The following is an 11827-nucleotide window of genomic DNA, read 5'->3' as shown; positions in this document are numbered from 1 at the left end:
CGTTCTGCCATTATCGGTCTTTAACAATCGGGTTGGAAAACAGTCCCACGATTGTTGTTTAAACATGAATAAGAAAGCAAAAATACTCGTAGCAGATCCCATATCCCCCAAAGGTGTGGAATTATTGAAACAGCAGGGCTTGGACGTTGTCGAAGCCTATGGCTCGACTCCGGAACAGGTCAAGGAGCTTATAGCTGACGCGGAAGGCGTCATTGTCCGCTCCGAAACCAAAATAACTTCAGACGTCCTGTCTTGCGCAAAAAAGCTTAAGGCTGTCGGCAGGGCAGGGGTTGGCGTTGACAACATCGATATTCCCTCCGCGACAGAAAAGGGCGTTGTTGTGATGAATACCCCCACGGGCAACACCATCGCGACTGCCGAACTCACATTCACGCACATTATGTGCGGCACGCGTCCCATCGTGCAGGCAAACAACTCAATACGCGAAGGCAAGTGGGACAGAAAAACTTTCAAGGGCAGCGAGCTTTTCCACAAGACTTTGTTTATCTTGGGCATGGGCAGAATCGGCTCTGAAATCGCAAAGCGCGCACAGGCGTTCCAAATGACGGTTTTGGCTTACGACCCCTTCCTCACCGAAGCCCGCGCCAAGAGCTTGGGCGTTGAGCTTATCGCAAATCTTGAAGACGGCTTGCCGAGGGCTGACTACATCACGGTTCATATGCCTTTGACGCCCGCCACAAAATACATGCTCGACGAAAAGGCTTTCGACAAAATGAAAAAAGGCGTCCGCGTGTTCAACTGCGCCCGCGGCGGCATCATCAAGGAAGCCGCGCTTGTTGAAGCTCTTAAATCCGGCAAAGTTGCGGCGGCAGGATTGGACGTTTACGAATCCGAACCGTTTGCAAAAGACAGCCCTCTTCGCGAATTTCCGAATGTTGTGTTTACTCCGCACTTGGGCGCGTCAACAAAGGAAGCGCAGGAAGCGTGCGGCATAGAAGTTGCCGAACTCATTGCCGCCGCGGTTAAAGACGGCATAATCCGCAACGCGGTGAATGCTCCGAGCGTCAATGCCGAAACATTGGCGGCAGTAAAGCCGTATGTAGGACTTTGCGAAAAGCTTGGCACTTTAATCCAGCAAATATCTGCAAACAAGGTTCAAAAGCTCAAAGTCTCCTTCTACGGAAAGTTGAGCCAGCTCGACAACAAGCTTTTGATGCTCGCTCTCCAAAAGGGTTATTTGAAACTCGTGTGCGACAACGCAAATGACGTCAACGCTCCGAGCAAGCTCAAGCACTTGGGCATCGAATTTGAAGCGGTAAATTCTTCCGCGGAATCCGACTATTCTGAACTCGTTGTGGTTGAATCAGTTTGCGAAAAGGGCGAGGTACGCTCTGTTGCGGGCACCGTAATGGGCAAGGGTCTTATGCCGCGCGTTGTTAAAATCGACGGCAACGATGTTGAAATTTCCGCGAAAAATTCCGTGCTTCTTCTCGTCAACAAGGATAAGCCGGGAATGGTTGCGACAATCGCCGCAATCTTGGGCAACAAAAATTACAACATCGCAAATATGACCGTAAGCAGAATCGGCGCGGACGAAGCTTTGAGCGTTTACGAACTCGACGAGCATCCGTCAAGCGAAGTTGTCGCCGAAATCGAAAAGCTCGATTCGGTTGACAGGGTCAAAGTTGTTGATTTTTCATAGTTTTTGATGAATATAGTCGGCATTTTTATTTTCGGGATATTGGGATACCTCTTGGGGGCTATCCCGTTTGCCGTGATTATCGCGCGCTCAAAGGGCGTCGATATTTTCAGCTTCGGCAGCGGCAATCCCGGAGCGACTAACGTGAAGAGAGCCTGCGGAAAATTCGCAGGCAATCTTTGCTTTTTTCTGGACGCCTTAAAGGGATTTTTGGCGGCGATTTTGCCTGTGTGGGTAAGCATGTTCGTCGAGATTTCCGACGTCCAAATTTTGTGTGTTGCGGGACTGCTTGCGGCAATCGCGGGGCACATGTATCCCGTATTTACCAAATTCAGGGGAGGTAAGGGCGTTTCAGTTACCATCGGGGGGCTTGTCGCTTTTATGTGGGCAGCCATTCTGATAGGGCTTATTATTTGGGTTGCGGCTTATTACAGCACGAAATACGTTTCGGTTGCATCTATTTTAATGGCGGCGAGCCTACCCATATCTTCGCCGTTTTTGTACGGCGCGGCGTCAATTCAAACCGCCCTTGCGGTATTTTTGGCGTTTGCTGTGATTTACAAACACAAATCCAACATCCAAAGGCTCTTAAACGGCACGGAGAACAGATTTAAATGAAGTCGAAATATAAAATAGGATTTTTGGGAATGGGCACTGTCGCCCAAGGCGTATGGCGGCATCTTGAAGAAAATCATTCGGAGATGTCCCGAAGGCTTGGCGCGGATTATGAATTGTCCCTTGCCTGCGTTCGCAGCATCGCAAAGAAGCGCGGGGTGGATATTCCCGCCGAAAAGCTCACCGAAAATCCCGACGACGTGGTTTTAAATCCCGAAATAGACATCGTTTGCGAGCTTATGGGCGGAGTGGACGAAGCTTTCAAGCTCGTAAAAAAGGCGATTGAGCTTGGCAAAATCGTGATTACCGCAAATAAGGCAATGCTCTGCGAAAAGGGCGCGGAAATTTTTGGGCTTCTTGCGAAAAATCCCAAATCGCAAATATTTTTCGAGGCGAGCGTGGCGGGCGGGATACCAATAATAAAGTCTTTGCGCGAAGGTTTGGTCGCCAATAATTTTTCTTTGATTTACGGAATTTTAAACGGCACTTGCAACTACATCTTAACCCGAATGGAGCGCGAAAACGCCTCTTACGACGCAGTTCTTGCCGATGCCCGCAGGTTAGGATACGTTGAAGCCGACGAATCTTTGGACATCGACGGCATAGACTCCGCGCACAAGGCGGCAGTTTTGGCTTATTTGGCTTACGGCAGATGGGTTAAGCTTTCCGAAATGATTGTAACCGGCATACGCGACATCCGCTTGGAAGATATGATTTGGGCGCGCGAATTTAATTACAGAATAAAGCTTTTGGCGTCCATAAAAAGCGATACTGCCGCAAAGAAAATTTCAGTCGCGGTTTATCCCGCGTTGCTTTCGCTTTCGGACGTCGTTGCGAACGTAAACGAAGTGTTTAACGCCGTCGCGCTCGAAGGCGATCTTGTCGGGCGTACCGTGCATATCGGAAGGGGCGCGGGGCAGAACGCCACCGCAAGCGCAGTTATTTCCGACATAGCTGACGCTTTCAAGGCTCTTAATTCCAATTCCCAATACGTCCCGCACTCTGTGCAAAACGGCGTTGAAATGATGCCTTTAAAGGACATAGAAAGCTCGTTTTATATTCGCTTGGCAGTAAAAGACGCGACAGGCACCCTCGCAAAAATCGCGTCAATATTCGCCTCATGCAACGTCTCGATAGAGCTCTTGGAGCAAAAGAAGCACGAGAATGCGGACGAAGCCTGGCTTATACTCACAACCCATAAAACAAGCGAATTTGCCATACAGCAGGCGTGCTCGGCGTTGGAGTCTTCCGAACAAGTTTTGGAAAAGCCTTTTGTTTTGAGAATTTTTGAAAATTCTCCCTCTTGATTTTTTTTCAGCCCCTATAGTTCAATGGATAGAACGAAGGTTTCCGGAGCCTTTGATTTGGGTTCGACTCCCAATGGGGGCGCGTTTTTAACCGCCACTTGCATTTTGCAAGCGGCGGTTTTTGCATTCATAGAATGCCTGCAATTTTTTCTTTTGTAAAATTGAAGTAGAGAAATTTTGCATTCGCTAAGAGGTAGTAATTAAAAAGTTATCTTCCGAAGAACTCTTTGGCGTCGGGTTTGGAGATGTTTTGCATAGCGGCTTGTTCACGGACGCCGATATTGAATCCGCCGACAAGGCTTCGCTTTTGAGCCTGCCGATAAGTAAAAAGATAACAGTCGGAGAGGAAACGCTGATGCTTTTCGACAAGAAGAACTTTGCAATGGGTGAAGTTTCGGGGACATGCAAGAGCAACAAGAACGGCACGGGAGTGCTGACGCTCAATTATAAAGACGGAAGCGACAAATGCACCGCGGAAATCTCAATGCTTGCCCTTTCGGAAAACTCGGGAGTTGCGGTTGTTTCAATAAATTGGAACGAGGGCAAGGATAATTTCATAAGCTCTTCCTTCGAGAAATTTAAAATCGAAAAGTAGCAGAAAATACCAATCGGAATTTTAAAAATCCAATAAGGCAAAAGCGGCGCAAGGGGAAAATTCCCTTTGTGCCGCTTTGTGTCGTCGGGAAAAATATTGTTTAATTTATTATTTTAAGCCCTAAGTTTAGCCAGAGGGGGAGGGTTATCAGGCTTATGGCGCAGGTTGCGATTGTAATTTGAACTGATATGTGCGGATGTCCGCCAAAATGTTTGGCTAACACTGCCGACATCACTCCGCTTGGTGCGAGCGACTGCATTAAAATCAGCATTTTTAGCGGATTTGAAAGCGGCAGGAATGTCAGCGACAAAACAAGCATTGCGGGAAGGATAAGCATTCTTAACGTCGTTCCCGCAAGCACGATTTTCCATGCTATTTTCTTCAAGTCGAGCATATCGACTATAAGCGTTCCAAATAGCATGAGGTTGACGGGAATTGCCACGCCGCCCATTAGTTTTAGAAAAATTTTTACTGAATCTCCTATATATTTATCAAGTCCTGTCCACATCAGAAAAAGGCCCAAAAAAACCGCCCACACGGGGCCTTTTTTCAAGAAATCGAACGACATTTTTTTTGCGTTTGAAATCATCAGAAAGCCGACCGACCAAAATATCAAGTCGCAGCCTACGTTAAACGTCAGAACAAGCCCCGTAAATTCGGAATTCGGCATTAAAATGGCAACGAGCGCGATTATGAAGAAGCCGTAGTTTTGCACGCCTGCCGTGACCACGAATGTCCTCAGCCCGTCGCCGACTTTAAGTCTTAGAATTTTGCCGCCAATCCAAGAAACAAAGATGCTTATGGCGGTTATCGCCATGCCGAGTACGATTGTGGAAATCGAAAAAGACACGCTTCTTAGTTTGTCGTTTTCAAGCAAGTTATAGAGTATGAAGCAGGGCAGGGTAAGCTCCACTGCGACTTTCATTAAAGTAGAGTCGCCAGCGGGTGCAATCCAGCCGACTTTTCTTGCGAAGCTTCCCGACGCTATGATTGCGTATATCGGCAATACCGCCAACATTGATGCTGTAAAAGATAGCTCGTTCATAATAAATAACGCGCCGTTTTTATTTGGCGCGCCGAATTTTAATAGTATTTTATGTATGCCTTGTCGCGCAGGCGTTTCAGCCATTTGCGGTATTCTATGCGCGCATTTTCCGAAGATATTGCGTATTCTATTTGTTCGCGAACTTCGTCGATGGGCGTTATGCCTTCGGCTTTTTTGTCGTTTACTTTTAGGATGTAGGCGTAGTTTGCGATGTTTATTACTTCGCTTGTCGCGCCTTTTTCAAGCGAGAATACGGCTTTGTCCAAAATCGGGTTTAGCTGGCCTTTTTTGTACCAGCCCCATTCGCCGCCCGCGGACGCCTTTTCGTCTTTCGAGTATTTTTTTGCGGCGTCTGAAAAATCAAGCCCGCCCTTTATTTCATCGAGAATTTTTTTCGCTTTTTCCGTCGCGGCTTCCGCAGTGTCTTCCGATATTGTTATTTGGGATATGTTAACCGATTCGGGCGTGTACCACTTGTCTTTGTTTTCGTTGTAAAATTCTATAATTCTCGCGGGGCTGATTTCTGAAAACGTTAGTTTTTGGCGGTTTTCCATAACGCTTACAATCACGTTTTCTTCGACTTCGGTGCGGTACTGTTTCAATGTCTTGTTTTGCGATTTCAGGTATTTTATAAGCTCGGAGCGGTCGCCGTTAAACTTGCGCTTTAAGTCGTCTTCCATAATGCCGTCGAGTTTTGATTCGGGGATTTTCATACCCTGTTTGCGAAAATCTTTGACGATTATGGCTCTATCTATTAAATCCTGCAATATTTCCTGCGAAAGACGCTCTATTTCCGCGTTAAACTCCCTTTCGCTTCTTGCTGTCTGTTGGATTTTCTGGGCGAAGGGGGCGAGGCGTTTTAGGATGTCGTCTCGCGTTATGGTGGTGTCTTCGACGACGGCCACTATTTGGTCGTTGCCCAGTATGAATTTCTGCATGTTGAATTTCGCCTCTTCACCGCTTTGGGCGCGGGCAAATACGGAAATCGACAGCGTTATTGCAAGGAAAAGTCTCTTCATTTTTTGATTGATGGTAATACGTTTTTTAAAAAATTTATTATCTCGGCAAGTCTTGCGGTTGAATTTGATTTCGTCAAGCGCGGAAAGTTTCCGTTTATTCTGACAAACTCTATCATTGCGGGGTTTGCGATGCGCAGTTTTAGCTTTGCGCCCTCTGTCTCGACCCTTGAAATGCCGTTTATTTCGGCATATATACGGATTTTTGCGAGGTCGAAAAGTATTTGGACACTTTTGGGGATTTTCCCGTAGCGGTCGAATATTTCCTTTTCGATGCGCCGTATTTCCTCTTCGCTTGCGCAAAGTTCGAGGCGGCGGTAGGCGTCAACTCTCAGCTGCGCCTGCGGAATGTAGTCTTCGGGAATGTATGCGGGCAGAATTTCAGCTTTGTCTTTCATTATTTGGATTGCTTTCAGCTCCTCAAACATGTTTGAAGCTTTTTCGACGCCCGCGCTTTTTTTGCCTCCCTCTCCAAGTGAAATGAAGTCGAGAGCGACTGTCGCTCTGATGCCCGACGCGCTCTTTTCGCCTTTTAGCCGCGCAATGCTTTGCTTTAAGAGCGAACAATACATGTCAAACCCGACGCCCGCGATGTGTCCGCTTTGCTTTGCGCCCAAGATATTGCCGCAACCCCTTAGCTGCAAGTCGCGCGTTGCAATTCTAAAACCCGCTCCGGGCTTGTTGTATTGGCGGATTGCGCTTAGCCGCTTGTGTGCTTTTTCGACAAGTTTTGCGTGGCGGTGCAAAAGCAGATAGGCGTAGGCTTTTCTCGTAAACCTGCCTACTCTTCCCCTTAGCTGGTAGAGCTGGGCAAGCCCGAATTTGTCCGCGCCCTCGATTATTATCGTGTTGCAGTTTGGAATGTCCAAGCCCGATTCAATGATGGTTGTGCATACCAAAATGTCGAATTTTCCGTCCATGAAGTCTGACATCAGCTTTTCGAGCTCGCGCTCTTTCATTTGCCCGTGGCCTACGCCGATTTTGAGTTTCGGGAACATCTTGCGCAGTTTTTCGGCGGTTTCTTCGATTGTTTTTACGCGGTTATGCAGGTAGAAAATTTGACCCTCGCGCGCGATTTCCCTTTCTATGACGCTTTTTATTAAATCTTCGTCGTATTCTTTTACGAATGTTTCGACGGGGAAGCGGTTTTTTGGCGGGGTCTCCATCAAGCTTATGGTTTTTGCGCCCATCATTGCAAAGTAGAGGGTTCTGGGAATGGGGGTTGCGCTCATTGTAAGCACGTCCACGCCCTCGCGGATTTGCTTTATCTTCTCTTTGTGCTTTACGCCGAAGCGGTGTTCTTCGTCAATTATCAAAAGCCCCAAGTCCTTGAATTTTACGTCGCTTGCAAGGAGGGCGTGGGTTCCCACTATTATGTCGATTTTGCCCGCCGCAAGCTGGGCTTTTATGCGCTCTGTGTCTTTGGGTTTGCGAAATCTTGAAAGCATTTCGACCACAATCGGGAAAGCCGCCATTCTTTCCTTAAAGGTTTTGAAGTGTTGCTGGCATAAAATCGTGGTGGGGCAGAGCAGAGCCGCCTGCTTCCCCGCAAGGGCGCATTTGAAAGCGGCGCGTATCGCAATTTCGGTTTTCCCGAAGCCGACGTCGGCGCAGACGAGCCTGTCCATCGGGGAGTCCGACTGCATGTCGGCCTTTACTTCTTTTATTGTGCGCAGTTGGTCGGGCGTTTCTGTAAAGGGGAAAGAGTCTTCAAAGGCGTCCTGCCAGTCTCCGTCTTCGGGGAATGCGTAGCCTTTTGATATTTCGCGCTTCGACTGCAAGTCGAGAAGCTCCGCGGCGTAGTCGAGCGCGGCGGTTTCGGCGGCGGTTCTGACTTTTATCCATGCGCGGGAATCGAGCTTGGAAAGCTTGGGCGTGCGCTTGTCAAGACCTATGTATCTGCTTATTAAATGCGACTTGTGAAGAGGGAGATATAGATGCGCGTTGTCTTCAAATTCAAGTTTCAGGACTTCCTGCTTTGCTCCGTTTGTCTCGATTTGCACGATGCCCTGGTAGCGGCAGATGCCGTGCGCGGCGTGAACTATATAATCGCCTTCGCAAAGTTCAGAAAAATCCAAGAGGGCGTCAACTTCGGCGCGGCGCGACAGCATTTTGCGGCGCGGCGAAATGTTTGTTTTTATGCGCCTTCCGAACATTTCAAGAGAACCCGCGCACACTGCGCCCCTCGCGCCTTCGGGCATTCCTTCCCAACCTAAAAATTTTTCGGAATTTTTAAAGTCCGCGACAAATCCCTCGCCGAAGAACGGTTTTATGAAAACGCAATTTTTCGGGAATTTTCCGCATTCTAAAAACATTTCTTTTATGCGCCTTTGCTCGCCGTCTCCCTCTGCTTCCATAAAGAGCGCATACCCGTTTTCGGACCACTTCAAAAGCTGTTTTATGAAATTTTTGCGAAGCTCGTTTTCGGACTTCATCCTGTCTTCGCCGACACCTTCCGAAAGGGGCAGGGGGCGATATTGCGATATGTCTTCCGTGGCGGTTTTTACGCTTTTTGCGCCTTTTAAAAATTCCGCGCGCTCCTCGAGAGATGAAATCCCTATTAAGGTGTCATTTGCCCTTGAATCGAATACCGTTTGAAAGTTTGCGGACGGATTTTCTATATTTTCGAAAACATTGAACTTTTCGGGATATTCGAGGGCAAGCCTCGACGGCTCAATGAAAATCCACGAAACGGGGCTTTTGTTCAGAAAATCGACCGCAAGTTTTGTGCCGAGGCTTGTCGTGTAGGAGTCTATTTCAATTTCCCCGACTTCGCCGCCGTCGCTTAACTGCGTATCGGGATCGTATGGGCGGATTGAGTCTATTTCGTCCCCGAAAAAATCAATTCTAAACGGCGTGCGCGCAGCTATCGGATAGATGTCAACTATGCCGCCCCTCAGAGCGAACTGCCCGGGGCCTTCGCAGAGGACTTCGTTATAGTAGCCGAAATCGACGAGGCGTTTGCGCAGGTTTTCCATTTCTATCACGGAGCCTTTTTTTAGCTCGAGGCGTTCGGCTTGGGCGGGAGTTTCCGACAAAATAGCGTCGGGGGTTGTGATGATTGCGGTATTCAGACCCGCTGCGGCGGCGTTGAGCGTGCCGACTCTCTCGCAGTAGGCATCAAAGCTGTCGGGGTCTTCGCGTGGGGGGAGTTTGGGCAAAATCCTAAGGTCGTCGGCGCAGTTTTCCATTTTTAAAAAAGCCGACATTTTTGCGAAAAGCCTTTCGCACTCTCCGGATGTCTCGCACAAGATTATTTTTACGCCTGCGGTGCGCGCGCAAATATTGGAAATTGCCGCCGCGAATGCGGATTGCGCCAAATTGGGATAGAAAACAGCCTTTGCGTTCTTATGCGGTTTTACGCTTGTCATGCAAATTTTTCGAGCGCGATTTGCGCCGCTTTTGTTTCCGCCTCTTTTTTGGACGAGGCTGTTGCCGAGCCGTAAACGGCGTCGTCAATCAAAACTTCCATTTCAAACTTTTTGTTGTGGTCGGGGCCCGTCTGGGAGGCGAGGCGATATTTCACCGTCATAGACTTCTTTGCGGCAAGCTCTTGGAGTTTGCCTTTCGGGTTTTGCGTAGTGACCATTTCACCGACATCCAAAGTTTCCGCTTCGTACCATGAGAGCACAATGCGCTTGGTTTGCTCAAAGCCCGCATCCAAATAAATTGCGCCCACCACCGACTCAAAGGCGTCCTCTTTTGCCGATGATACTTCGCGCAGGTGCGCGAGCTTTTTGGGCAAAATCAAATTTTCGGGGATTGACAGGCCCTCTGCAAGCTTAGCCAAGAACTTGCCGTGCGTCATTGCAATTCTTGCGCGGGTTAAATCGCCTTCCTGCTTGTCGTCCAAGTTGTGGTAAACCAAGTCGCTTATGATTGTCTGCAAAACAGCATCTCCCAAAAATTCGAGCCTCTGGTTTGAGAGTATGCGCGAATGCGCCGAATTTACCGAGCTGGGGTGTGTCAGGGCGAGCTTTAAAAGCGATTTGTCGTTAAAGATGTAGCCTATGTTTTTTTCAAGAGACGAAAACTGCTCGATTGCTTTTTGCGATAAAATCTTTTTGCGTTTTTTCAGCCCCTTGCGGACTGCGCGGCGTTTCATCAGCCCTTTTATGTAGCCTCTGAGCGTAATCATTTTTTTAGGGCGAAGCGGTTTATTATCTCCTTTGCAAGCTTGTCGTATGCAAAAGAGCCTTCGTTAAAGCGGGCGTGCTCGAAAATGGTTCTGCCGAAGCTCGGGGCTTCCGCGAGCCTTACCGTGCGCGGAATCATTGTTTTAAACACATAGTCGCCAAGGTGGGCGCGCACTTCGTTTACAACCTGCTTTGAAAGGTTTGTGCGCGAGTCGTACATGGTCATTACCACGCCGCCAAGCTGAAGGGAATCTGAAACACCCGCGTTTTGGAGCTGTTCGACAACCCCCAAAATCTGCCCCAATCCTTCCATTGCCAAATATTCGCATTGAAGCGCAATCAAAAGATAGTCGGAGGCGGCGAGGGAGTTCATTGAAAGAAGCCCGAGCGACGGCGGGGCGTCGATTATTATGGCGTCGTACTCTTCTGAATTTTTGAGCGGTTCAAGGCATTCCTTGAGCCTTAAAAGATAGTTTTCGCTGCCCGAAAGCTCGACTTCTATTGCGGAAATATCGACTTCTGACGGGATTATCGAAAGCCTGTCGCGCCCGGTTGGCAGAACTTTATCGTTTGCGGAGCCTTCTCCGCACATGACTTTGTAAAGACTCGCCCCCTGTTTTTTTTCTATGCCGAGCGCGCTTGTCGCGCTTGCCTGCTGGTCCATGTCAACAAGAAGAGTCCTGATTTTTCTGCGCGCGAGTGCGGCGGACAAGTTTACTGCTGTCGTGGTCTTGCCAACGCCGCCTTTTTGGTTTGCTATTGAAAATATTTTTGCGGGCATAGTCTGCTTTATTTTAAGTTTGTCTTAATCTTTCAAGTAAAGATTGTATTTCCGCGTTTGTAAAATCTTTTATTAAAAAAAAAGAGCTTTTCGCCGACCGGGTTGTTTCGATTTTTTATATAACTTGACTTTTTGGCGAAATCGGGCAAATTTTTACGGTTAAAACATAAAAAACGCGGAAGTTTTACGATTTTCCGCCCGAAAGGAATTTTTAGAAAGTCAGTATGGCAAAGGTAGATTTGGAATTGGTAAAAATGGTGCTTCAGCGCGCTAAAATAGACACGCTTGACATCGCCAAAATCATAGAGGACATCAATATGGAGACAAAGCTTGCGGAGGAGTCCAAAGGCGAAAAAGAGCCTCCTGTAAAAAAGCAGTTTGTGTTCCTTTTGAGCGACCCTTACGGCAAGTTCAAGGGTGATACCGACTTCACGGGGTGGGTTGTGCAAATTCCCGAAGACGACAATCCCGCAACCGCGCTTGAAAAGCTCCATCTTGGCGCGTACGACTTCAACCGTTCGATAAAGGGCAGACGTTATCCCGTGCGCACCGTCGCCGAAGCCTGCGAGTTCGGTTCTGCAAAGATTTTCAAGGAGCAGAAAATTTGGATAAAGAGCAAGGAACCCGTTTTGGTCGTTCCAACAAACAACAAAATTCCAACAGAGTAAATTC

At 48.2% G+C, this 11827-nt stretch carries 10 protein-coding genes and 1 tRNA gene; 6 read left to right on the top strand and 5 right to left on the bottom strand.

Going from position 1 to position 11827, the window contains the following annotated elements; all coding sequences use genetic code 11:
• Positions 1-64: 64 nt before the first annotated feature.
• From serA to MOX91_RS07060, 5 genes are all read left to right on the top strand, one after another.
• Positions 65-1663 (top strand): phosphoglycerate dehydrogenase, encoded by a 1599-nt coding sequence (serA, locus tag MOX91_RS07080; RefSeq protein ID WP_370397386.1) that lies wholly within the window; start codon positions 65-67, stop codon positions 1661-1663.
• A gap of 6 nt (positions 1664-1669) precedes the next feature.
• Positions 1670-2278, top strand: coding sequence for a glycerol-3-phosphate 1-O-acyltransferase PlsY (gene plsY, locus MOX91_RS07075; RefSeq protein ID WP_370397385.1), 609 nt, complete (start codon positions 1670-1672; stop codon positions 2276-2278).
• Positions 2275-3582: a homoserine dehydrogenase gene (locus MOX91_RS07070; protein WP_370397384.1), complete on the top strand. Its 1308-nt coding sequence runs from the start codon at positions 2275-2277 to the stop codon at positions 3580-3582. Before plsY ends, MOX91_RS07070 begins: the two co-directional genes overlap by 4 nt.
• A 10-nt stretch (positions 3583-3592) precedes the next feature.
• Positions 3593-3664: transfer RNA gene (locus MOX91_RS07065), tRNA-Arg, on the top strand.
• A gap of 168 nt (positions 3665-3832) precedes the next feature.
• Positions 3833-4177: a hypothetical protein gene (locus tag MOX91_RS07060; RefSeq protein ID WP_370397383.1), complete on the top strand. Its 345-nt coding sequence runs from the start codon at positions 3833-3835 to the stop codon at positions 4175-4177.
• Between the two features lie 100 nt (positions 4178-4277).
• Here the strand turns inward: MOX91_RS07060 and MOX91_RS07055 are convergent, their stop codons facing one another.
• Genes MOX91_RS07055 through MOX91_RS07035 form a run of 5 tightly spaced genes read right to left on the bottom strand, consistent with a single transcriptional unit; the run spans position 4278 to position 11155 of the window.
• Positions 4278-5222 carry an AEC family transporter gene (locus tag MOX91_RS07055; RefSeq protein ID WP_370397382.1) on the bottom strand — a complete coding sequence of 315 codons (945 nt, stop codon included), beginning with the start codon at positions 5220-5222 and terminating at the stop codon, positions 4278-4280.
• A gap of 38 nt (positions 5223-5260) precedes the next feature.
• Entirely contained in the window at positions 5261-6241 is a 981-nt protein-coding gene (locus tag MOX91_RS07050; RefSeq protein WP_370397381.1) for a peptidylprolyl isomerase, read from the bottom strand.
• Positions 6238-9609, bottom strand: coding sequence for a transcription-repair coupling factor (gene mfd / locus MOX91_RS07045; RefSeq protein ID WP_370397380.1), 3372 nt, complete (start codon positions 9607-9609; stop codon positions 6238-6240). The genes MOX91_RS07050 and mfd overlap by 4 nt, the downstream gene beginning before the upstream one ends.
• A complete protein-coding gene (gene rnc / locus MOX91_RS07040; RefSeq protein WP_370397379.1) occupies positions 9606-10376 on the bottom strand; it encodes a ribonuclease III in 771 nt (256 codons plus the stop codon). Before rnc ends, mfd begins: the two co-directional genes overlap by 4 nt.
• Positions 10373-11155 carry a ParA family protein gene (locus MOX91_RS07035; protein ID WP_370397378.1) on the bottom strand — a complete coding sequence of 261 codons (783 nt, stop codon included), beginning with the start codon at positions 11153-11155 and terminating at the stop codon, positions 10373-10375. Before MOX91_RS07035 ends, rnc begins: the two co-directional genes overlap by 4 nt.
• A gap of 224 nt (positions 11156-11379) precedes the next feature.
• Between MOX91_RS07035 and MOX91_RS07030 the strand changes: the two genes are divergently transcribed.
• On the top strand, positions 11380-11823 hold the full coding sequence (locus MOX91_RS07030) for a hypothetical protein (protein WP_370397377.1): 444 nt from the start codon (positions 11380-11382) through the stop codon (positions 11821-11823).
• Positions 11824-11827: the final 4 nt, after the last annotated feature.

It is taken from the genome of Intestinicryptomonas porci (assembly GCF_033971905.1).
GTDB lineage: Bacteria > Verrucomicrobiota > Verrucomicrobiia > Opitutales > Intestinicryptomonadaceae > Intestinicryptomonas > Intestinicryptomonas porci.
Note: the sequence above shows the minus strand (reverse complement) of the source record. Positions and strands in the feature narration are given on the sequence as shown.

Bases quoted from the DNA above. Each gene is read 5' to 3' on its own strand.
- serA (WP_370397386.1), top strand. From the start codon at position 65: ATGAATAAGAAAGCAAAAATACTCGTAGCAGATCCCATATCCCCCAAA.
- plsY (WP_370397385.1), top strand. From the start codon at position 1,670: ATGAATATAGTCGGCATTTTTATTTTCGGGATATTGGGATACCTCTTG.
- MOX91_RS07070 (WP_370397384.1), top strand. From the start codon at position 2,275: ATGAAGTCGAAATATAAAATAGGATTTTTGGGAATGGGCACTGTCGCC.
- MOX91_RS07055 (WP_370397382.1), bottom strand. From the start codon at position 5,222: ATGAACGAGCTATCTTTTACAGCATCAATGTTGGCGGTATTGCCGATA.
- MOX91_RS07050 (WP_370397381.1), bottom strand. From the start codon at position 6,241: ATGAAGAGACTTTTCCTTGCAATAACGCTGTCGATTTCCGTATTTGCC.
- mfd (WP_370397380.1), bottom strand. From the start codon at position 9,609: ATGACAAGCGTAAAACCGCATAAGAACGCAAAGGCTGTTTTCTATCCC.
- rnc (WP_370397379.1), bottom strand. From the start codon at position 10,376: ATGATTACGCTCAGAGGCTACATAAAAGGGCTGATGAAACGCCGCGCA.
- MOX91_RS07035 (WP_370397378.1), bottom strand. From the start codon at position 11,155: ATGCCCGCAAAAATATTTTCAATAGCAAACCAAAAAGGCGGCGTTGGC.
- MOX91_RS07030 (WP_370397377.1), top strand. From the start codon at position 11,380: ATGGCAAAGGTAGATTTGGAATTGGTAAAAATGGTGCTTCAGCGCGCT.